Source organism: Nonomuraea sp. NPDC050790, assembly GCF_044456745.1.
GTDB lineage: Bacteria > Actinomycetota > Actinomycetes > Streptosporangiales > Streptosporangiaceae > Nonomuraea.
The window spans coordinates 1,583,117-1,606,869 of record NZ_JBITGF010000001.1 but is presented as its reverse complement, the minus strand read 5'-3'; the positions used below and the strand labels follow the sequence as shown (position 1 = coordinate 1,606,869).

The window sequence follows — 23,753 nt, the reverse complement described above, 5'->3', positions numbered from 1 at the left end:
ACGAACGGTGACGATCCTGCCCCTGTCCCGCGCGCAGAGCGGCCTCTGGTTCGCCCAGCGGCTCGACCCGGACAACCCCATCTTCAACGCCGCCGAGTACGTCGAGATCACCGGCGAACTCGACCCCGCGCTCCTGGTCCAGGCGATCGACCGGGTGATGGACGAGACCGACGTGCTGCGGGTGCGCTTCGAGGCCGAGGGCGAGTCCGTACGGCAGCGCGTCGCCGCCGTCTCGCCCTACCGGGCCGCGATCGTGGACCTCTCGCCCGCCGCCGACCCGCACGGCGAGGCCCTGCGGCGGATGTGGGCCGACCTGGCCGAGCCGCTCGACCTGACCGGCGACGACCTCGTGCGGCAGATCGTGTTCGCCCTCGGCCACGGCCGCCACTACTGGTACCAGCGGGCCCACCACATCCTGCTCGACGGTTACGCCCACGCCCAGGTGCAGCGCCGGGTCGCCGCCGTCGCCACGGCACTGGCCGAGGGCCGCGAGCCGGGGCCGAGCCCGTTCCTGCCGCTGGCCGAGGCGCTGGAGCAGGAGGCGGACTACCGCTCCTCCGCCCGCTACGACGAGGACCGGCGGCACTGGCTGGACCGGCTGCGCCCGCTGCCCGCCGCCACCGGCCTGGCCAGGCGGGCGGGCGAGCCCGCGCGGAGCTTCCTGCGCGAGCCCGGCCGCCTGGACGCCGAGGCCACGGCACGGCTGAAGGACAGCGCCGCCGCCCATCGCGCGAACTGGGTCGAGGTCGTCATGGCGGCCGTCGTGGCCTACCTGCACCGCGTGAGCGGCGAGCGGGTCGTGGTCCTGGGGGTGCCGTTCATGGGCAAGCCGGGGTCGGCCTATCCCCGGGTGCCGGGGACGTGGGTCAACGTGCTGCCGGTCGACGTCGCCGCGGAGCCGGGGATCAGCGGGGTGGAGCTGCTGCGCCGTACCAGGGAACGGCTGGCGCGGGCGCGCGAACGCCAGGAGTACCGCTTCGAGGACATGCGCGGCGACCTGCGGGCCGAGAGCGGCGACCGCGCGCCGTCCCGGGTGTGGCTCAACGTCAAGCCCTTCGAGGCGCCGCTCGGCTTCGGCGGCGCGCGCGGCGTCTCGCGCTACCTCGCGGCCGGGCCGGTGGAGGAGCTGACGATCTCCGTCCGCCCGGAAGGCGACGAGCTGGACTTCGAGTTCGACGGCAACCCGTCGATGTTCACCCGCGAGGAGCTGGCCGGGCACCGGGCGCGTTTCCTGGACTTCCTGGGCCGCTTCCGTCTCGACGAGCGCCCGATCGGCACGCTGGACACCGTCACTCCCGGCCAGCGGCGCACCGTGCTCGACCGGTGGGCGGGCGAGGCCGCGCCCGTCCCCGCGCGCTCGGTGGCGGAGGTCTTCGCCGAGGTGGTACGCCGCGACCCGGACGCGGCGGCGGTGTGGCACGACGGCACGCGGCTGTCCTACGGCGAGCTCGACCGGCGCTCCGACGCCCTGGCCGCCCTGCTGCGCGAGCGCGGCGCGGGACCGGAGAAGCGGGTCGCCGTCTGCCTGCCCAGGACGGCCGAGCTGGTCGTGGCGGTGCTCGCGGTGCTCAAGAGCGGCGCCGCCTACCTGCCCCTCGACCCCCGCTACCCACTGCGGCGAGCCGAGCTGATCGCCCGCGACGCCGAACCCGTCCTGCTGCTGCGCACCCCCAGAACCGGCCTCACCGGCGCCGACCTGAGCCTGCCCGAGCTGGTCCTGAACGGCCACGTCAGCGACAACGGCCACGTCAGCGAAAACGGCGAGGTCGGCGCGGTCACGGCCGCCGCGGGGACGCCGGTCGCGCACCCCGCCTCCGCCGCCTACGTGATCTACACCTCCGGCTCCACCGGAATGCCCAAGGGCGTCGTCGTCTCCAACGGCGGCGTGACCGGCCTGGCCGCCTGGGCGCGCGAGATCCTCGGCGACGAACACCTGCGCCACGTCCTGCTGTCCACCTCGCTCACCTTCGACGTCTCGGCGCTGGAGATGTTCGCGCCCCTGCTGAACGGCGGCGCCGTCGAGATCGTCGAGGACCCGCTGGCCCTGCTGGAGCACGACCGGCTCACCTGGAGCGGCAGCCTGATCAGCGGCGTGCCGTCCGTCCTGGCCACGGTCCTGGCCGACCCCTCCTTCCAGGCGCGCGCGGGTTGCCTGATCGCCGCCGGGGAGGCGCTGCCCGCCGACCTGGTGACCGCCGTGGCCGAGCGGATGCCGGGCTGCGCCGTGTTCAACATGTACGGGCCCACCGAGACCACGGTGATCGCCACCGCCGGGCTCGTCGGCGCGGACACCCCGGCCATCGGCCGCCCGGTGCCGGGCACCCGCGCGTACGTGCTGGACGCCGCGCTGCGGCCGGTGCCGCCCGGCGAGCCCGGAGAGTTGTACGTCGGCGGCGCGGCCGTGGCCCGCGGCTACCTGAACCGGCCCGGCCTCACCGCGGGCAGGTTCGCCGCCGACCCGTACGGCCCGCCCGGCAGCCGCATGTACCGCACCGGCGACCTGGTCGCATGGCGCCCCGACGGCGTCCTCGACTACCTGGGCAGGGCCGACGCCCAGGTCAAGGTACGCGGCTTCCGCATCGAGCTGGGTGAGATCGAGCACGCCCTGCGCGCCCTGCCCTCGGTCGCCCACGCCGCCGCCGACGTGCGCGGCCCCTCCCGCCGCCTGGTCGCCTACGCCGTGCGGGCGCCGGGCGAGCACGCCGCCGACTCCGACGTCCTGGACTCCCTGCGCCAGAGCCTGCCCGAGTACATGGTCCCCGCGCACCTCGTCTGGCTGGAGGCGCTGCCGCTCAACGCCAACGGCAAGCTGGACCGCGCCGCCCTGCCCGACCCCGCCGTCAGGGCCGCCGCCGCGACGGCCGTGCGCGCCACCCCCGCCCAGGAACGCCTGTGCGCGATCTTCGCCGACGTGCTGGGGCTGCCCGCCGTCGGGCTGGACGACGACTTCTTCCGCCTGGGCGGCGACTCGCTGGGCGCGGCCAAGGTCGCCGGCCGCGTCCGGGCCGAGCTGGCGGTCAGGATCACCATGCGCGCCCTGTTCGACCACCCCACGGTCGCCGCGCTCGGCGCGTACCTGCGCACGGCCGAACCGGAGCACGCGGTCCCGGCGCGGCGCGAACGCCCGGCGCGCGTCCCGCTGTCGCCCGCGCAGCGCCGCCTGTGGGTCCTCTACCGCACCGACGGACCCCGGCCCACCTACAACATCCCCATCGCCGTCGAACTGCGCGAGCCCGTCGACCTCGCCGCGCTGCGCGAGGCGCTGACCGACCTGGCCACCCGGCAGGAGAGCCTGCGCACCGTCTTCCCCGAGGACCTCGGCCTGCCCTGGCAGCGTGTCCTGGACCCGGACCAGGCGGCGCCGCCGCTGGAGGTCGTCAGGGTCGGCGCCGCCGGTCTCGACGACGCGCTGGCCGCCGCCGCCCGCCCCCCCTTCGACCTGGCCACCGAGCCGCCGCTGCGCGCCCGGCTGTGCGAGCTCGACACCGGCGGGCACGTGCTGCTGCTGGTCGTGCACCACATCGCCGCCGACGAGTGGTCCACGGTCGTGCTCCTGGACGACCTGGCCCGCGCCTACGAGGCCAGACGCCGTGGCGCCGCGCCCGCCTGGGAGCCGCTCGCCGTCCAGTACGCCGACCACGCGCTCAGGCAGCTCGACGGCCCGGCGGGCGACGGCCCCGAGGCGCTGGCCGGTGTCAAGCACTGGGCCGCCCGCCTGGCCGGGGCGCCCGCCGAACTGGACCTGCCCGCCGACCGCCCCCGGCCGGCCAGGGCCGGGCACCAGGGCGGCGTGCACGCCTTCGAGCTGAGCCCGGAGCTGCGCGCCAGGATGCAGCGCCTGGCCGCCGAGTCGGGCGTGACGCCGTTCATGCTGGTGCACGCCGCCGTCGTCGCCCTGCTGCACCGGATGGGCGCCGGTGACGACATCTGCGTCGGCACGCCCGTCGCCGGGCGCGGCGACCCCGCCCTGGACGGCGTGGCCGGATTCTTCGTCAACCTGCTCGCGCTGCGCGTGGACGTCTCCGGTGAACCCACCTTCGCCGCCCTCCTGGACCGGGTGCGCGAGAGCGACCTGGACGCCTACGCCCACCAGGACGTGCCGTTCGAGCGCGTCGTCGAGGCGGTCAACCCGGTCCGCTCCCTGGCCCGGCACCCGATCTTCCAGGTCCTGGTCAGCTACCACGCGCTGCCCGCGGGCGGCGACGGCGGGCTGTACCTCGGCGAGCCGCGCCTGGTCGCCACCGGCACCGCCAAGTTCGACCTGACCTTCCGGGTGAGCGAGCGCGGCGAGGGCACGCCTTTGCGCGGGGAGGTCGAGTACGCCGCCGACCTGTTCGACCCGGCCACCGCCGCGCTGCTGGCCGAGCGGCTCGAACTGCTGCTGGAGGCCGCCACCCGCGACCCGCTGGCTCCGGTCGCCGCGTTCGACCTGGTCACCGCGGCCGAACGCGCCGGGCTGCTGGGCGCCTGGCAGGGGCCGGTCCGGCAGGTGACGCCCGCCGCCGTCGACCAGCTCGTCCGCCGCCGCGCCCAGGAGGAGCCCGGCGCGGTCGCGGTGCGCTGCGACGGCGCGGAACTGACCTACGGGCAGCTTGAGGAGCGGGTCGCGCTGCTCGCGGGCGAGCTGCGGGCGCGGCTGCGCGGTCCGGAGCCGGTGGTCGCCGTGGCGCTGCCGCGCTCGGCCGAGCTGGTCGTGGCCCTGCTCGCGGTGTGGCGGGCCGGAGCCGCCTATCTGCCGCTGGATCTGGACTATCCGGGTGAACGGCTGGCGTACATGCTGGCGGACGCCGCGCCCGAGCTGGTGCTGACCACGTCGGGGACCTCCGTCCCCGGGGGCCTGCCACGGCTGGAGGTGGACCGGGCGCACGCCGCCGAGCCGGTCACCGCCACCCCCTACGCGCCGGACCGGGCCGCCTACGTCATCTACACCTCCGGCTCGACCGGCCGCCCCAAGGGCGTCGTGGTGCCCATGGCCGCCGTGGTCAACTTCCTGGAGTCGATGACGGGACACGACGTCGGCCGCGACGACACGGTGCTCGCCCTGACCACGGCCGGGTTCGACATCTCGGTGCTGGAGCTGTTCGCGCCCCTGATCGCCGGCGGCCGGGTGGTCGTCGCCCGCGAGGACGAGGTGCGCGACCCGGCCAGGCTGCTGGCCGCCGTCCGCGCCGAAGGCGCGAGCGTCGTGCAGGCCACGCCCACCCAGTGGCGGCTGCTGGCCGAGGCCGACGGCGACGGCGCGCTGGATGGCGTGCGCGCGCTGACCGGCGGCGAGGCCCTGGACCGCGCCCTGGCCACCCGCCTGCGCGCCCGCGGCGCCGGCGTCGTCAACCTCTACGGCCCCACCGAGACGACCGTCTGGTCCACCCGCGCCGCCCTGAACGGCGACCTGCGGGGAGACCCGCCCATCGGCGCCCCGATCGCCAACACCGTCGCCTACGTCCTGGACGACCGCCTCCGCCCGGTCCCCGCCGGCGTCCCCGGCGACCTCTACCTCGGCGGCGCCGGGCTGGCCCGCGGCTACCACGGCCTGCCCGCCCTGACCTCGGGCCGCTTCGTCGCCGACCCCTTCGGCCGCGCCGCCCGCCTCTACCGCACCGGCGACCGCGCCCGCTGGAGCGGCGCGGGCGTGCTGGAGTTCCTCGGCCGCGAGGACGAGCAGGTCAAGCTGCGCGGCTTCCGCATCGAGCTCGGCGAGGTCGCCGCCACGCTGAGCGCCGCCCCCCGCGTACGGCAGGCCACCGCCGCCGTCCACCGGGACGCCTCGGGACACCGCAGGCTCGTCGGCTACTACGTGCCCGGCACCGAGCCGCCCACGGCGGCGGAACTGCGCGCCCACCTCGGCGCCAAACTGCCCGGCCACATGGTCCCCGCCCACCTGATCGCGCTGCCCGCCCTGCCCACCACCCCCAACGGCAAGGTCGACAAGAAGGCCCTGCCCGCCCCCGGCCAGGACGCCCCGGCGGGCCGACGTCCCGCCACCCCGATGGAACGCCGCCTGTGCGCCCTGTACGACGAAGTGCTGGGCCGTACCGGGACCGGCGTGGACGAGGGCTTCTTCGAGCTCGGCGGCGACAGCGTGCTCGTGGTCAGGCTCGCGGGCCTGGCCAGGCGCCGGCACGTCGTGATCACCCCCGCCGATGTCTTCGCCCACCCCACCGTGGCGGGACTGGCCGCCCAGGCCCGCCACGACACCGCCCCGGCCTCCTCCGCCTGGTCCCCGCCCGCGCTCGGCCCGGCCGACGAGGCCGCCCTGCGCGCGAGCCACCCGTCGCTGAGCGAGGTCTGGCCGCTGACGGCCCCGCAGGAAGGCATCCTGTTCAGGAAGGAGACGACCGCGGGCCCCGACCCGTACGTCATCTCCTGGACCCTCGACCTGTCCGGCCCCGTCTCACCCGAGCGCATGCGCCGCGCGAGCGCCGCCCTCGTCCGCAGGCACCCCAGCCTGCGCAGCTCCGTCACCCGCACCCCCTCGGGCGCCGCCGTCCAGATCGTGCACGCGCACGCGGAGCCCCGCTGGGACGGCGAGGAGCCGTTCGACCTGGACGAGCCCTCCCTGATCCGCTTCGACCTGCGGCCCACGGCACTGGACCGGTGGCGGCTGACCCTCACCACCCACCACGTCGTCCTCGACGGCTGGTCGCTGTCGGTGCTGGTCGAAGAGCTCCTCACCCTGTACGGCGCCGCCGCCGCCGACAGCGCCCTCCCGCCACCGGCCGACCCGCGCGCCCACCGGGCCTGGCTGGCCGCCCAGGACCACGAGGCCGCCACCCGCGCCTGGCGCGAGCACTTCTCCGGCCTGGACGAACCCACCCTCCTGGCCCCCTTCGACGAGCCCGTCCCGCTGCCGGAACGCCTCGACATCGACGTGCCCGCCGGGCTCACCGCCGCCCTGACCCGGCTGGCCAGGCGCAACGGCCTGACGCTCAACACCGTCGTGCAGTGGGCGTGGGCCATGCTGCTGGCCCACTGGACCGGCCGCGACGACGTGGTCGTGCTCGGCATGACCTCGGGCCGCCCGCCCGAGGTGCCCGGCGCCGACCGGCTCGTCGGCATGCTCGTCAACACCGTCCCCGCCCGGATCCGGCTGCGTCCGGGCGACAGCGCGCTGCGCGGCCTGCGCCGGATCCAGCGCGAACAGGCCGGGCTCATCGCCCACCACCACCTCGGCCTGGCCGACATCCAGCGCGCCGCCGGGCACGCCGAGCTGTGCGACACCTTCGCCGTCTTCGACAACTTCCCCTTTGACCAGAACCGCCTGGACGCGCTCGCCGCCGCCTCCGGCCTGTCGGTGACCGCCGTCGACGGTCACGACGCCACCCACTACCCGATCGGCGTCACCGCCCTGCCGGGCGACGACCTGCGCCTGGTGCTGCGGCACCGGCCGGGCGTGCTGCCCGCGGAGCTGGTCGGCTCGGCCGGACCGGCGCTGACCAGGTTGTTCACCGCGCTGGTCGCCGACCCGGAGCGGCGCGCCGGCGCGTTCGACCTGCTGTCGGCGCGGGCGCGCGGGCGCATCCTGCTGGAGAACAACGCCACCGAGGCCGACGTCCCGCCCGCCACCTGGCCCGAGCTGTTCGCCCGCCAGGCCGCCCGCGATCCCGGGGCCGTGGCGCTGGAGCTGGGCGAGAACCGGATGACCTACGGGGAACTGGACGCGGCGGGCACCCGGCTCGCCGCGGCGCTGGCCGGTCGCGGCATCGGGCGGGGGGACGTCGTGGCGCTGCTGGTGCCCCGCTGTCCCGAGGCCGTCGTCGCCATGCTGGGCGTGCAGCGGGCCGGGGCGGCGTACCTGCCGATCGACCCCGCCTACCCGGCCGAGCGGATCGCGCTGATGCTGCGTGACGCCGGGCCCGCGGCGGTGCTCACCACCCGGGAGACGCTGCCGTCGTTGCCCGCAGGGTTGCCGGGGCCGGAGCCGGTGCCGCTCGACGCGCTCGACCTCGCCTCGCCGGGCACGCCGCCCGAGCCGGGCACGCTCGTGGACGAGGCCGCGTACATGATCTTCACGTCGGGGTCGACCGGGCGGCCCAAGGGGGTCGTGGTCACCCACGCCGGGCTCGCCGACCTGGCCGTCACCATGGCCGAGGAGATCGGCGCGGGGCCGGGCGGCCGGGTGCTGCAGTTCGCCACGCTGAGCTTCGACACCTCCGTGTGGGAGATCGCGATGGCGCTGCTGACCGGCGCGGCGCTCGTCTTCGTGCCGGACGGGCGGCGGCTCGGCGCCCCGCTCGGCGCCTTCATCGCCGAGGCCGGGATCACCCACTGCACGCTGCCCCCGGCCGCGCTGGCCGAGATCGCCGAGGAGGAGATCCCGGCGGGGCGGGTCGTCGTCGTGGCGGGGGAGGCGTGTCCCGCGCCGCTGGCGGCCCGCTGGGCGGTGCGGCACCGGGTGTTCAACTCCTACGGGCCCACCGAGACGACCGTGGACGCCACCCTGTGGCGCTGCCTGCCCGGCGAGCGGTCCGGGCCGCTGCCGATCGGCGGGCCCGTGGTCAACACGCAGGTGTTCGTGCTGGACCGGGCGCTGCGGCCGGTGCCGGACGAGGTCGCGGGGGAGGTGTACGTGGCGGGCGCGGGGCTGGCCCGGGGCTACCACGGGCGTCCCGGGCTGAGCGCGAGCCGGTTCGTGGCGCATCCGTTCGCCCGCGGGCAGCGGGTCTACCGGACCGGGGACCTGGCCCGGCGGCGCGCCGACGGGAGCCTGGTCTACCTCGGGCGTACCGACGACCAGGCCAAGATCCGCGGCTTCCGCATCGAGCCCGGCGAGGTGGAGTCGCTGCTGATCGGGCATCGCGCGGTCGGCCAGGCGGCCGTCGTCGTGCGCGAGGACCGGCGGGGCGAGCCTCGGCTGGTCGCCTATCTGGTGGCCGAGCCCGCGGCGCTCGACGAGGTGCGCGAACTGGCCGCCGCCCACCTGCCCGAGCATCTGCGGCCGTCGGCGTACGTGCTGCTCGACCGGCTGCCGCGCACCCCGCACGGCAAGCTCGACCGGGCCGTGCTGCCCGAGCCCGAGCAGGCCGCGCCCGCGCGGGAGCCGTCCCGGTTGAGCGCGGCGCAGCGGGTGGTCGCCGAGGCGTTCGCGGCCGTCCTCGGCGTGGAGGTGACCGGGCCCGGCGACGACTTCTTCGAGCTGGGCGGCCACTCGCTGCTGGCGATGCGCCTGGTCACCCGGCTGACCTCGGCCACCGGCGGGTCCCTGGAGGTGCGCGACGTCTTCGACCGGCCCTCGGTGGCCGAGCTCGCCGACCTGCTGGCGCCCGCGGAACCCGAGCCCGAGCCCCGGGTCGCGGAGGCGACCGACGAGGCGCCGCTCTCGCCGGCCCAGCAGCGGCTGTGGTTCCTGGACCGCCTGGAGGGATCCTCCAGTGCCTACAACACCGGCGTCATGCTGGAGCTGAGCGGCGGGCCCGTCGACCCGGAGCCGTTCCGGCTGGCGCTGCTCGACGTGGCGGCCCGGCACGCGATCCTGCGCACCGTCTACCCGCTGCGCGCCGACGGGCCGGTCCAGCGCGTCCTGTCCGAGCGGGTCCTGGCCGCGCACCTGCGGGCCGACGTCGTGGACCTGCGCCACGTGCCGGACCACGAGCGGGAGGAAACGGTCCGGGCCACTGTCAACCGGGCCTTCGACCTGGAGTCGGAGCCGCCGCTGCGGCTGACCTTCTTCAGGACCGCCGACGACGCCCACCTCATGCACGTCGGCACCCACCACATCGCCTTCGACGGCACCTCGGCGCAGATCCTGCTGCGCGACCTGACCGCCGCGCACGCCGCCCGCCTCCAGGGCCGCGACCCCTCCCTGCCCGCCCCCGAACTGAGCTACGCCGACTACGCCCGCCTGCAGAACGAGACGCTCGGCGACGCCGCCGACCCCGCCTCCCGGGTCCACGCCGACCTCGCCTTCTGGTCGGAACGGCTGGCCGCCGCGCCCCGCCGCCTGGCGCTGCCCCTCGACCGGCCACGGCCCGAGGCCGGCGACCACGAGGGCCGGGTCCTGCGCCACCCGCTCGACGCCGGGCTGTCACGGTCGCTGCGCGAGCTGGCCAGGTCGCGGCGGGTGAGCGTGCTGACCGTGTTCCAGGCGGCGGTGGCGGTGCAACTGTCCAAGGCGGGCGCGGGGGAGCTGATCCCGCTCGGCTCGCCCATGGACGTGCGTACCGAGGAGCGGCTGGCCGAGGTCGTCGGGCTGTTCGTCAACACGCTCGTGTTCACCGCCGACCTGTCCGGCGACCCGCGCGTCGGCGACCTGCTGGAGCGGATGCGGGAGGGCAACCTGTCGGCGATGGAGCACGCGCGGGTGCCGTTCGAGCAGGTGGTGGAGCATCTCAACCCGCCGCGCGCGGCCACGCTGAACCCGCTCTTCCAGGTCCTGGTCTCCTACGGCACCGCGCCCTCCGTCGCCCTCGCCTTCGACGGCCTGCGCGTCACGCCCCGCCCGGTCGACACCAGGACCACCAAGTTCGACCTGGTCTTCCACGTGTTCGACGGCGGCGCGGGGCAGGCGCTGGATCTGTCCGTGGTCTACGCGAGCGCCCTGTTCGACGAGGGTACAGCCCGCCAACTGCTGACCGGGGTCGCCGCCGTCCTGGCCCAGGCGGCGGCACACGCCGACACCCGCCTGTCCGACCTGGTCGCCGCCGACACCCCCGCACCCGCGGAACCCGCGCCGCTCACCCCGGCCCAGCGATGGCTCCTGGACCGGATCACCGACGAGCGCCCTGGCGAGACGCGCGCTCTCGGTCTGCCGCCCGGCACCGGTGACTCGGCCGTGATCGGGGCGCTGCGCGGCTGCCTGCTGCGGCACGACGCCCTGCGCACCCGGCTGTGGCGCGACGGCGCGGGCCTGTGGCGCACCGGCGTGGTGGACCCTCTCGACGCGCTCGCCCAGCCGGTCCTCGTCGCGGACGGCACTCCGCTCGACCCCGCCGCGGGCCGCGTCTTCCACGCCACGCGGACCGGCCCCGGCGAGCTGCTCCTCAGCGCCCACCCGGCCCTGGTGGACGACCGCTCCTGGACCGTCCTGCTCGGCGAACTCCAGAACGAACTACGAGGTGAACCCCAGGACAGACTGCGGGGCGAGCTTCAGGGCGGGCGCCCCGCCGCGGAGCCGACGTCCTTCGCCGAGTACGCCAGAACCCTGCCCGGCGCTGCCCCCGGCCCAGACGACCCCGCCGAGCCGTGGCTCGACCTGGCCGACCGCATCGCCGAGACCGACCCCACCTGGCCGGGGCTCGACCCCGGCCAGAACGCCCACCGCGTCGAGCCGTCCGTCCGCCTGGACGGCGAGCCCTGGCGTCCGCTCGCCCTGGCCGCCCTGGTCGCCGCCCTGGCCGAGGCGGGCGTGAGCGGCACGCTCCTGCTGGACGTGTACGAACCCGACCGCGAGCAAGACCCCCGCACCGTGGGCCTGCTGGGCAGGGTCTTCCCCGTCCTGATCGACGCCGACCTCGTGGCCGGCGACCCGGAACGCCTCCTGCGCGCCCTGCCCACCCTGCTGCCCGGCGACCGCGAAGCCGCCCTGGCCTACGGCGCCGCCCGCTACGACCGCCCCGACACCGCCGAGTTCCTGGAACCCGCCAGGAAGGCCCGCGTCCTGCTCAGCCTCGGCCTGACCCCGCCACCCGGCTACGACGTGACCTTCACCGTCCGCCGAAACCCCGAGAACACGGTCCTGGAAGCCACCGGGACCACCGCGAACGCCGCAGACGTGCTCCGAGCCTGGTCCGACCGGCTGGCCGCGTGGGCGCCGGAGCACCTGCGCGCAGAGGAGGCCGACGGCCGGGAGAGGGCCGCGGCGCCCATGCTCGACCTGTCGCCGTTCCGGCGCCGGTGGCTGGAGAACCGGACGGGCCCGCTGCGCGACGTGCTCCCGCTCTCTCCGCTGCAGGAGGGCCTGCTGTTCCACCTGATGCTGGCCGAGACCACCGGCGAGGTGTACCTCACCGAGAACACGCTGCGCCTGCGCGGCCCCCTCGACCCCGGCCGCCTCGCCGGGGCCGTCCAGGCGGCGCTGGCCAAGTTCCCCAACCTGAACGCCGGCTTCCACGACCTCGGCGAGGCCACCATCCAGGCGATCCCGGCCCACGTCCCGTTCTCCTGGACGGCGGCCGACCTGAGCGGCGCGCCCCTGCCGGAGGAGGCGTTCGAGGAGTTCCGGGCCCGCGGCGCGGCGCAGCCGTTCGACATCGCCCGTCCGCCGCTCATCAGGTTCGGGCTGGCCAGGATGGCGCGGGACGAGCACCGCTTCGTCGTCTGGGCCCAGCACATCCTCATGGACGGCTGGTCGATCTCGCTGTTCCTGCTGTCGGTGCTGTCCTTCTACACCGACCCCGCCGCCGAGGAACGCCGCGAGGTGTGCGACTTCCGCACCTATCTGGAATGGCTCGCCGTACAGGACATGTCGGCGGCGGAGGAGGCGTGGCGCGGCTTCCTCGCGGGGGTCGGCGCGGCCGGGCTCGTCGCGCCGCACGCGCAGGACGCCGTCGCAGACGCCGGCCGCATGGACGAGCTGGAGGAAGACCTCGACGCCGACCTGTCCGACCGGCTCGGCGCGGTCAGCCGCGAGCTGGGGCTGACCGCCAGCGCGCTGTTCGAGATCGCGTGGGCGGTGCTCGTGCACCAGCACACCGGCGCCGACGAGGCCGTCTTCGGCCTGCTCACCTACGGCCGCCCGCCGGAGCTGGCCGGCATCGAGAGCACGGTCGGGCTGCTGTTCAACACCGTGCCCATGCGGGTGCGCACCGCCCCCGCCGACAACCTGCGCACGATCGCCGGACGGGTGCGCCGCGAGCGCATGACGGTCGTCCGCCACCCCTACGTGGGCCTGGCCCGCATCCAGGAGCTGGCCGGCCGGCGCAACCTGTTCGACACGCTGTTCGTCTTCCAGAACCAGCCCAAGGTCACCCCCGACCAGCGCTGGGGCCCGGACGGCGAGCTCTGGGTCGAGGGCAGGGACCTGCGCGACGCCACCCACTACCCGCTGACGATGGTGGTCAGCCCGCCCGACGGCACCGCCCGGCTGCGCATGCTGTTCCGCACCGACGTCTTCGGCGAGCGGGACGCCGCCCGGGTCATGGAGTCCTACGTCCGCATCCTGACCGCCTTCGCCGACGATCCCGACCGGCCGATCGGGCGCGTGGATGCCGTCTCCGACCTGGAGCGCGCGCACCTGCTCGACGGGCTCAACCCCGCGCCTCGGCCGGTGCCGCCGCTGTCGATCGCCGACCTGCTGCACGAGCGGGCCCTGCTGGTCCCGCACGAGCGCGCCCTGGTCAGCGGTACGGCGGAGCTGACCTTCGCCGAGTTGGAGGCCGCCGCCGCCCGGCTGGCCAGGTTGCTGGTGAGCAGAGGAGTGGGCGCCGAGAGCGCGGTGGCCCTGGTGCTGCCCAGGTCGGAGCTGATGGTGGTGGCGCTGTTCGCGGTGTTCGCCGCGGGCGCCGCGTATGTGCCGATCGACCCCGAATACCCGGCCGACCGGATCGCGTACATGATCGAGGAGTCGGCGCCCGTCGTCGTCCTCACCACCGAGGGGCTGCGCCACCTGCTCCCGGCCGGGCGCGACGCCGTCGTGCTCGACGGGCCCGAGGCGCTGCGGGAGCTGGCGGCGACCTCGCCCGAGCCGATCCCCGCCCACGAACGGCACGCGCCCGCCGGTCTCGAACACCCCGCGTACCTGATCTTCACCTCGGGCTCCACCGGGCGGCCCAAGGCGGTCACCGTGCCCTACCGGGGGCTGACCACCATGTACTACAACCACCTGGAGAACATCTTCGACCACGTCACCGCCCGGCAGGGCGGGCGCAGGCTGCGGATCGCGCACACCACCTCGTTCTCCTTCGACGCCTCGTGGGAGCAGTTGTTCTGGCTGCTGGCCGGGCACGAGGTGCACGTCATCGACGAGGACACCCGGCGCGATCCGGCGCTGCTGCTGGACTACTTCGACCGGGCGCGGATCGACGGCTTCGACGTGACCCCGTCGTACGGGACCTTCCTCGTCGAGGCCGGGCTGCTGGACCGGCCCCGGTGCGGCGGCGACGCCCCGCCGGACGCCCCGGGGCTGGTCTTCTTCTCGCTCGGCGGCGAGGCCGTGCCCGCCGGGCTGTGGAACAGGATCCGCGCGGCCGAGGGCGTCGAGGGCTACAACCTGTACGGGCCGACCGAGTACACCATCAACGCGCTGGGCGCGGACCTGGCCGAGAGCACCACCTCGACCGTGGGCCGCCCGATCTGGAACACCCGCGCCTACATCCTCGGCCCCGGACTGCGTCCCGTGCCGCCCGGCGCGGTCGGCGAGCTGTACCTGGCGGGCGACGGCCTGGCCAGGGGCTACCACCGCCGGCCCGGCCTGACCTCGGGACGCTTCGTCGCCGACCCGTTCGGCGAGCCGGGCGGGCGCATGTACCGCACCGGCGACCTGGCCCGCTGGCGGCCCGACCACCTGATCGACTTCCTGGGCCGCTCGGACGGCCAGGTCAAGATCAGGGGCTACCGGATCGAGCCCGGCGAGGTCGAGGACGTCCTCACCGGCCTGGACGGCGTCGGGCAGGCAGCGGTCGTGGCGCGGACCGACGCCCAGGGCGCCGTCCACCTGGTCGCCTACCTGGTGCCCGCGGGCGGCGGCATCGACGCCGAACGGGTCAGGGAGGAGGCCGCCGCCGTGCTGCCCGGCTACATGGTGCCCGCCGCGGTCGTCACCCTCGACCGGCTGCCGCTCACCGTGAACGGCAAGCTCGACCAGGACGCCCTGCCGAGCCCGGTCATCACCGCGCCCGGCGCGGGCGAGCCGCCGCAGGGGCCGCGCGAGGAGGCGGTCGCCGCCGCCTTCCGCGAGGTGCTCGGGCTGGCCGAGGTGGGCAGGAACGACGACTTCTTCGCGCTCGGCGGCCACTCGCTGCTGGTGGTGCGGCTGGTCGGCCGGCTGCGCGAGCGGCTCGGCCCGGTGTCGGTCCGCGACGTCTACGACGCGCCGACGCCCGCCCGGCTGGTGGCCAGAGCAGCCGACCGGCAGGGCGGGACGGGCGGGCTGCGGCCGCTGCTGGAGATCCGCTCCGCAGGGAACGAGGCGCCGGTCTTCTGCTTCCACCCGGCCGGTGGGCTCGGCTGGTCCTACACCGGCCTGGTCGCCCACCTGCCCGGCGCGAACCCGATCTACGCGCTGCAGGAGCCGCTGCTGTCCGACCCGGCCGCGCCCCGGCTCACCTTCGAGCAGGCCGTCGCCGGGTATCTGGAGCGGATCAGGCGGGTCGCGCCGCGCGGGCCGTACCATCTTGTCGGCTGGTCCTACGGCGGCCTGGTCGCCCACCGCGTGGCCACCACGCTGCGGCGGGAGGGCCACGCGGTCGCCTCGCTGACCGTCCTCGACGCCTACATCACCGAGACCGGAGGCGGCGGCGACGGCACGGGCGCGGCGCTGCGCGCGGAGGCGATGGCCTACGTGGCCGCCTCGGCCGGGCTCGACCCCGCCACGCTCGACCTCACCGACAAGCAGGACCTCTACGCCCGGGTACGCCGCACCGAGAGCGTGCTGACCTCCTTCGACGAGGCCGCCCTCGACCGGATCGTGGAGTCCTACCTGCGCCACAGCGAGCAGATGGGACACGCCGCGTTCGAGGTGTTCGACGGCGACATGCTCTTCATCGGCGCCTCCGTCGGCGAGGACGAGCAGGACGGCGCCGCCAACCGGGCGGCCTGGCGGCGGCAGGTGTCGGGACGGCTGGTCGAGCACGCGGTGCCGGTCGACCACCACACGCTCGGCCGCGCGGCGGGCTGGGCGCTGACCGGCTCCCTGATCGCCGCCCACCTCGCCGGGGAGTCGGCGGGATGAGCGTGCTGAAGAAGATCACCCTCGACCTGACGCCGCTGCGGACCTCGCGGCCGTTCCGGCTGGTGTTCGCGGCCAGGCTGGCCTCGCTGTTCGGGATCGGGCTGCTCATGGTGGCGGTCCCGGTCCAGGTGTACGCGATCACCGGGTCGGCGCTGCACCTCGGCGCGGTCGCGACCACGGCGGGCGCGTGCGTGTTCGCCGGCTCGCTCGCCGGCGGCCTGCTCGCCGACCGCTACGACCGCCGCCGCGTCATCCTGTACGCCCGCGGCGCCGCCGGGGTCGGGTTCGTGCTCCTGGCGGTCAACGCGCTGCTGCCCGACCCGCCGCTGTGGCCCATCTACGCGCTGGCCGCCTGGGACGGCCTGGCCGGCGGCGTCAGCGCCACCACGCTCACCACCCTGCTGCCCACCCTCGTCGGCCGCGAGCACCTGCCGGCCACCGGGGCGCTGCTCAGCCTCACGGCCGACCTGTCGGCGATGGTCTCACCGGCCGCGGGCGGGGCGCTGATCGCGGCCTGGGGGGTGGCGGCCAACTACCTCGCCGCCGCCGCGGCGACCGTTCTGACTGCCTTCAGCATCAGCCGCCTGCCGTCCTGCCCCGCGCCGGGGACCGGCCGGGAGCCGCCGCTGCGGGCGATGGCGGCCGGGCTCGCCTTCGCCGTACGCCACCGCACGGTCAGGAGCGTCCTGGTCGCCGGACTGGCCACGATGCTGCTCAGCGGACCCGTCGTCCTGCTGCCCGCCCTCGTCGAGACCCGTCTCGGCGGCGGCGAGGCCGTACTCGGCCTGCTCTACAGCGCGCCCGCGGTCGGCGCTGTGGCCGGCTCGCTCACCAGCGGCTGGATCGGCGCCGCCCGGCGGCCCGGCCTCGCGCTGCTGGCCTGCCTGCTCGTGATGGGGCTCGCCGTGCTCGCCACCGGCCTCAGTCCCGTCCCGCTCGCGGCCTTCCTCGCCCTCACCGGGTACGGCGTGGGCCGCGTCCTGACCGACATCCTCCGCTTCACGCTGCTGCAACGGCACACGCCCGACGAGATCAGGGGCCGGGTGGCGAGCCTCTGGCAGGCGCAGGTGGTGGCCGCCGCGGCGGCCGGTTCCATCGTCGCCGGCGTGCTGGCGGAGGCGTTCAGCCCCTCGACCGCCCTGATCGCGTACGGGCTGGGGGCGAGCGCCACCGTGCTCGTCCTGGCGGCCCTGCTGCCCGCCCTGCGCGAACCCGACAGCCAACCGGCACCGACGTTCTAGTCACACACCTATGTATGGAGGTTCGATGACCAACCCGTTCGACGACGAGAACGGCACCTTCCTCGTGCTCGTCAACGACGAGGGCCAGCACTCGCTCTGGCCCGAGTTCGCCGACGTGCCCGCGGGGTGGGAGGTGGTCCACGGGCCCGGCACCCATGCGGCCGCCCTGGAGTACGTGGAGAGCCACTGGACCGACATGCGGCCGCTGAGCCTGCAGCGGGCCATGGACCGTTAGGCGCCGGTGAGCACCACCACGAATCCGCGGTTCGCGGGCGGCTCCCCACGGGCCGCCCGCGAACTGCTGCGCTGGTGCCTGCGCACCGAGTGGCGGGCCATAGCGGCCGCCGCCGCGCTCACCACGCTCTGGCAGCTCGCCCTGGTGTCGCTGCCGCTGTCGATCCAGCGCGCCCTCGACGACGGGCTCGTCGCCGCGGACCGGGCGGCGGTGCTGCGGTGGAGCGGGGTGATCGTCGGCACCGGGTTGCTCGCCTGGCTCACCCAGCACGCCGGCCAGCACCTCGACTACATGGCCGGCGCCAAGATCATCACGTGGCTGCGGCGGCGGTTGTCCGCGCACCTGCTCACGCTCGACGCCCGCACGGCCGCCGCCTTCGGCCGGGGCGACCTTCAGGCGCGCAACTCCCACGACGTGGACCTGATCTGGATCTGGGTCGGCGGCACCACCGCCCTTCCGCACCTGGTCATCGGGCTCGGCACGGTCGTGGTGGCGGTCTGGCTCCTGCACCCGCCGCTGGCGCTGCTCTGCCTGGGCTGCGTGGCGGCCGTCCTCGGCACGAACGTCGTGTTCGGCCGGGTGCTCGGGGCGCGCAGCGGCGCGCTGGCGGCGGCCCAGGGACGGCGAGCCGACGTCGTGGACGAACTGGTCGGCGCGGCCCTGACCGTCAAGGGGGCGGGCGCCGAGCAGGCCATGGTACGCGCCCACCACGCGCGCAGCGCCGAGGTGACGCGCGAGGCGCTGGCCGTGACCAGGGCGGGGGCGGGCTGGTCGGCCGTCTCGTCCTTCGTGCCGCTGCTGGCCGTCGCCCTGGGGGTGGCGGCGGGCGCCCCCGCGGTGGCGGCGGGCACGATGACGGTGGGCGGGCTGGCCGCGTTCGCGTCCTGGATGCTCATGCTCACCGCCACCTCGACCACCTTGTCGGTACGCCTCTCCCAGCGGGCCCAGGCGGTCGAGGCCGCCGCACGCATCGCCGAGATCCTGCACACCGGCCCGGCCGTCCAGAGCACCGCGCCTTCGCACGCGGGTACGGACGCGCACACGCCGAGCGCCCGGAAGGGTGTCCGGAATCCCCCCGACCGGGTTCGGGTGGGCGGCGGGAGGTCTGGGCCGGTGGTCGAGGCCGTGGGGCTCACGGTCGCGGACGGCGGGCGCGCGGTGCTCGGGCCGGTGGACTTCCGGGTGGAATCCGGGGTGTTCGCCGTGGTCACCGGTCCGGTGGCCGCGGGCAAGTCCACGCTGCTGCGGGTGCTGGTACGCCTGCGGGAACCCACGGCAGGCCAGGTCCGTTACCGCGGCCTGGAGCTGCGCGAGATCGGCCTGACCCGGCTGCGCGAGCTGGTCACGCTGGTGCCGCAGCGGCCGGTGCTCGTGTCCGGCACCGTCGCGGACAACCTCACCCTCGGGCTGGACGACCCGCCGGGGCCCGCCGAGCTGCGCGCCGTCCTGCGCGCGGCGGCCGTCCTGGACGAGGTCGAGGCCCTGCCCGGCGGGCTCGATGCGCCGGTCGGTGAGGGCGGCGACACCCTGTCGGGCGGCCAGCGGCGCCGGGTCGCCCTGGCCAGGGCGCTGCTGCGCCGTCCCGACGTCCTGCTGCTCGACGACGTGACCTCGGCCGTGGACGAGGCCACCGAGGAACGGGTGCTGGCGGGGGTGCGCGAGTGGCTCGGCGACGCCACCGTGATCGCCGTCAGCCACCGGCCAGCCGTACTGCGACGGGCCGACCAGGTCATCGCGATCGGACGGGCCGATGGGTGAGGTCCGCCGGTTGCGTGCGGCGCCGGACAGGCGGGGGCTGACGCGGGCCGCGCTGCCGTACCTGCGTCCGCATCTCGCGCGGATGGGGTGGGGCGTCGGGCTGAGCCTGGGGGCGTCGGCGGCGGTGGCTTTGGTGCCCGCCGCCGTGGGCGCCGTCGCCACGGCCGTGCTCGAAGGTGACACCGGCCTGGTCACGACCGTGACGTTGGCCCTGCTGGGTCTCACGCTGGTCCACCTGGCCGCGCGGTTCGGCGGGGAACTGCTGCTCGGGGCGGCGGGGGAGCGGCTCGTCCGCACGCTGCGCGACCTGGCGGCGGAACGGCTGGCCGGGGCCCCGCTGCGGTTCGTCGAGAGCCACGCGGCGGGCGAGATGGTCGGCCGGGCCACCGCGGAGATCGCGGAGCTGGCCGTGTTCGTCCGCCGGCAGGTGCCCGCGCTGCTGGCCTCGACCGGCTATCTGCTCATCGGCGGATACGTGCTGGTGAGCAGGTCGTGGCCGCTGGCTCTGGCGTTGTTCGCGGCGTTCATGCCACCGGCGCTGTTCGTCCTGCACCGCTTCCGCGTCCGCTCGGCGGGCGCCTGGGACGCCGAGGCGGACCGGCAGGCCAAGGTGGCGGCCACGTTCGCGGAGAGCCTGGAGGCCCGTGAGACGCTGCAGCTCGCCGGCGCCGCCGCGCAGTGGGACCGCCGTTACGCCCGCGACAACGACCGGCTGCTGGACGGCATCGCCCAGACCACCCGCGCGCTCAACACCATGACCGCCATCCAGGCGTCCGAGTGCCTGGCCGTGGCCGGGGTGATCCTGCTGGGCGGCGTCCTGCTGGGCGGCGGGCCGGGCGAGGTGGGCACGGTGGTGGTGTTCGTGCTGTCGTGCCGCGGCATGTTCGACTCCTTCATGGAGCTGACCCGCCTGGTCGGCGGCGTGCAGCGAACCAGAGTCGGCCTGGCCCGCGTCCTCGACCTCCTGTCCGCCACCCAACCCCCGCCCGACATTTCCGACCCCTCGCCCGACCCGTCCGACCCGTCCGACCCGTCGCCCGATCCGTCCGGACCCTCGCCCGCCGAATCCGAGCCACCGCCCGGTAAGTCCAACCTCTTGCCCGGAATTTCCGGACATGGTGGTTGGGGGGTGGAGCGAGGGCTGCGGGTGGGTGAGGTCGCCTTCGCCTACGTGCCCGGCGAGGACGTCCTGCGCGGGGTCACGCTTGCCTTCCCGCCCGGCGAGCGGGCCGTCGTGGTGGGCGCCACCGGCGCGGGCAAGTCCACGCTCGCCAAGCTCATGGCCGGACTCTACGCCCCCGACCGGGGAACGGTCCGCCACGACGGCGCCGACCTGGCCGCGCTCGGACCGGACGAGCGGCGACGGCGCGTCGCGCTGATCCCGCAGGACGTCCAGACCGTGCGCGGCACCATCGCCGCCAACCTCGCCCTGGGCACCGGCGCCGGCCGCCACGACCTGGCGCGGGCGGTCGGCCTGCTCGGCCTGGACGGCTGGCTCAAGGGCCTGCCCGACGGGCTCGACACCGGGACCGGCGCGCGGGGCGCCCTGCTGTCGGCGGGCGAACGGCAGCTCATCGGCCTGATCCGGGCCATGCTGCTCGGCCCCGCCGTACTCATCCTCGACGAGGCCACCGCGGACGTGGACCCCGCCACCGCGGCCCTCATCGAGGGCGCGCTCGAACGGCAGGCGGGCGAGCGCACCCTGATCGTCATCGCCCACCGCCGCGCCACCATCGACCGATTCGACCGCCGCATCGAACTGCGCGGCGGCCACACCCCTGAGGAGACGACGTGAGCAACGCCCTTTTCCCCGCCGAGGTCATCAGGACCCGCCACGTGACCCCGCTGATGATCAGGGTCACGCTCGGCCTGGACGGCTACGCGAGCAGCGGCGCGGCCGACGAGTACTTCAAGATGTTCTTCCCCGCGGCGGGGCAGCGCGAGCCGGTGCTGCCCGAGGTGGGCGAGGGCCGCTGGGTGTATCCGGAGGGCGTGGCCGAGCCGGTGCTGCGCACGTACACGGTGCGCAAGTTCACCGCCGCCACCGGCGAGATGGACGTGGACTTCGTCGTGCACGAGGGCGGCGTGGCCGCGCCGTGGGCCATGAGGGCGCTGCCCGGCGACCGGGTGGGGCTGTCGGCGGCGCACGGCCTCTACCACCCGCCCGCCGCGGCTCAGTGGCAGCTCATCGTGGGCGACGCGACCGCGCTGCCCGCCATCGGCCGCATCGTGGAGGAACTGCCCGCCGGCACCAGGGCCAGGGTGTACGCCCACGTCGCGGGCCCCGAGGAACGCCAGGAGTTCGAGACCCGGGGCGAGGCCGACATCACCTGGCTGTACCCGGGCGACCCCGGCCTGCCGGAGATCGTCCAGAGCCACGACGTGACCGGCGCCTACGTCTGGGCCGCGGGCGAGGCCGCGGCCATGCGGGCCATCCGCAAGCACCTGCGCCACGAACGGCGGCTGCCCGCGGACAGCTTCGCCACGCTCGGTTACTGGCGCCCGGCGGCGGAGGAGTGGCAGCGCCGTTTCGAGCAGGTCGCCCCGGACGTCAGGGCCAGGGTCGCGGTCACGCGGGAGCAGGGCGGCGACTCCGAGCAGTGCCAGGACGAGTTCGACGCGGCGTTGGAGGCGGCGGGCCTGTGAGCGCGACCGCGGAGGACCGCTACGCCGACTTCTACGCCAGGCAGCTCTCCAGCCCGACCCTGGCGGGCATCTACCAGGAGGTCTACGGCGAGGACCATCCCGAGGAGTTGCGTCCGTTCGGCTTCGTCACCAGGACGGACCTGGCCCGCTTCGCCGAACTGCTGGACCTTCGGCCGGGCACGTTCCTGGTGGACCTGGGCTGCGGCAGGGGCGGCCCCGGCATCGCGCTGGCCCGCGCGGCGGGCGCCGGGCTGCTCGGCCTCGACCCCCTCGCGGTCGCGGTGGAAGGGGCGCGCGAGCTGAGCGTGTCGCTGGGCTTCCCCGAGGCGCGCTTCGCCGTCGGCGGCTTCACCGCCACCGGCCTGGAGCCAGGCTCGTGCGACGCGGTGCTGAGCGTGGACGCGCTGTGGATGGTGTGGAACAAGCGGGCCGCGTTCGCCGAGGTGGCCCGCGTGCTGCGGCCCGGCGGCAGGTTCGTGTTCAGCACCTGGGAGCCGTCCTACGTCGACCACGCCGGGCTGCTGGCCGCGGCCGGGTTCACCGTGACGGCCAGGGAGGAGGCGCAGCGGTGGCTGGAGCGGCAGCTCCTGGTGTACGAGCTGGTGCGCGCGCGGGCCACGGCGCTGGAGGGCGAGCTGGGCCCCGGGGCCTCCGTCCTGCTGGAGGAGGCCAGGGACACGCCCGCCGCCCTCCCGTCCACCCCACGCGTGATCGTCGCGGCGACCAAGACCGGGTGACGGGCGGCGGTCAGGAGGGGACTGCGGGGGAGTGGCGGCGGGTCAGTAGGGAGTCGCGGATCTCGCCGGCCCTGACCGCCACCGTGGACAGCAGCGTCGAGGTCAGGCCGTGGGTGTGCTCGGTGGCGCCCTGGAGGTAGATGTCCGCCGTGACGTGCGGGGCGAGGACGATCCTGTGGTCGCGGTGCACGCGCAGGGCGTCCTCGTCGTCGCGCAGGCACAGCTTGGCGGTCTCGCCGAGCAGCGCGGCCGGGTCGTGCGGGCGGTAGCCGGTGGCGTGGACGAGCACGTCGGCGGCCAGCGCCTCGCGCCGGCCCGTCGCCAGGTCCTCGACCGTGACCTCCAGGCCGCCGGCGTGCTCGCGCACCTCGTGCACCCGCGAGACGTTCAGCATGCGCAGCCGCTGCCTGCCGTGCAGCCGTTCGCGGTACATGGTCGAGGACAGCGACTGGATGAGGTCGATGTCGACGACGGAGTAGTTGGTGCCGCGGTGGTAGTCCAGGATCGAGCGTTTGACCTCGGGCGGGGCGCCGTAGAAGACGTCCACGGCGGCCGGGTCGAACACGCGGTTGGCCAGCGGGCTGTCGTCGGCCGGGGTGTAGCCGAACTTGCCGAACACGCCGCACACCTCGGCTTCGGTGAACGTGCGGTGCAGCAGGTCCACGACCTCGGCGGCGCTCTGGCCGGCGCCCAGGACGAGGGCCCGCCGTACCGGATGGCCTGATTCGAGGAGTTCGGCGACGCGGGGGAGCACCTCGCTGGTGTGCCAGACGCGCTCGGACAGGACCGTTCCCGGCGGCAGGTGCGGCTTGAGTCCCGCGGCGATGGACAGGGTGCGGGCGCGTCGCCGCACGGTCATGCCGCCCTCGTCGCTGATCACGTCGAACGCGCGCACCTCGCCGCGTTGGTGCACGGGTTCGACGGCGACGACCTCGGCGGAGTACTCGGTCAGGTGCGCCAGCCGGCCGGCGGCCCAGGCGAAGTAGTCGTGGAACTCCGCGCGCAGCGGGAACAGGGTCTTCTGGTTGATGAAGTCGACCAGCCGTCCCTTCTCGCGCAGGTAGTACAGGAAGCTGAAGTCGCTGCTCGGGTCGCGCATGGTGACCAGGTCCTTGGGAAAGGACACCTGCATCGTCGCGTCGTCGATGAGCATGCCCCGGTGCCAGCCGAAGCGCGGCTGCCGCTCCAGGAACCTGGAGGTCAGCGGCGGCGCCGTTAGTTCTTCGAGGGCTATGGCCAGGGCCAGGTTCGACGGTCCGAACCCGATGCCCAGGACGTCGAGTACGGTCTGCGATTCGCGGCCGTGCATGCTC

Annotated in this window: 8 protein-coding genes; 7 read left to right on the top strand and 1 reads right to left on the bottom strand. The window is 75.3% G+C overall.

Going from position 1 to position 23,753, the window contains the following annotated elements:
- Positions 1-7 precede the first annotated feature (7 nt).
- The 7 genes from ACIBEJ_RS07210 to ACIBEJ_RS07180 are packed head-to-tail and all read left to right on the top strand — an operon-like array spanning position 8 to position 22,440.
- Entirely contained in the window at positions 8-15,823 is a 15,816-nt protein-coding gene (locus ACIBEJ_RS07210) for an amino acid adenylation domain-containing protein (protein WP_397181719.1), read from the top strand.
- A complete protein-coding gene (entS, locus tag ACIBEJ_RS07205; RefSeq protein WP_397181718.1) occupies positions 15,820-17,064 on the top strand; it encodes an enterobactin transporter EntS in 1,245 nt (414 codons plus the stop codon). Before ACIBEJ_RS07210 ends, entS begins: the two co-directional genes overlap by 4 nt.
- Before the next feature lie 25 nt (positions 17,065-17,089).
- Entirely contained in the window at positions 17,090-17,299 is a 210-nt protein-coding gene (locus ACIBEJ_RS07200; protein WP_397080119.1) for an MbtH family protein, read from the top strand.
- A gap of 6 nt (positions 17,300-17,305) precedes the next feature.
- A complete protein-coding gene (locus ACIBEJ_RS07195; protein WP_397181717.1) occupies positions 17,306-19,057 on the top strand; it encodes an ABC transporter ATP-binding protein in 1,752 nt (583 codons plus the stop codon).
- Positions 19,050-20,852, top strand: a complete 1,803-nt coding sequence (locus ACIBEJ_RS07190) for an ABC transporter ATP-binding protein (RefSeq protein WP_397181716.1) — start codon at positions 19,050-19,052, stop codon at positions 20,850-20,852. Before ACIBEJ_RS07195 ends, ACIBEJ_RS07190 begins: the two co-directional genes overlap by 8 nt.
- On the top strand, positions 20,849-21,703 hold the full coding sequence (locus tag ACIBEJ_RS07185; protein ID WP_397181715.1) for a siderophore-interacting protein: 855 nt from the start codon (positions 20,849-20,851) through the stop codon (positions 21,701-21,703). The genes ACIBEJ_RS07190 and ACIBEJ_RS07185 overlap by 4 nt, the downstream gene beginning before the upstream one ends.
- Positions 21,700-22,440: a class I SAM-dependent methyltransferase gene (locus ACIBEJ_RS07180; protein ID WP_397181714.1), complete on the top strand. Its 741-nt coding sequence runs from the start codon at positions 21,700-21,702 to the stop codon at positions 22,438-22,440. Before ACIBEJ_RS07185 ends, ACIBEJ_RS07180 begins: the two co-directional genes overlap by 4 nt.
- A 10-nt stretch (positions 22,441-22,450) precedes the next feature.
- On the opposite strand, the gene ACIBEJ_RS07175 is transcribed toward ACIBEJ_RS07180, so the two are convergent.
- The gene (locus ACIBEJ_RS07175) at positions 22,451-23,749 is read right to left on the bottom strand and encodes a lysine N(6)-hydroxylase/L-ornithine N(5)-oxygenase family protein (protein WP_397182000.1); all 1,299 of its coding nucleotides are present in this window, start codon (positions 23,747-23,749) and stop codon (positions 22,451-22,453) included.
- Positions 23,750-23,753 lie beyond the last annotated feature (4 nt).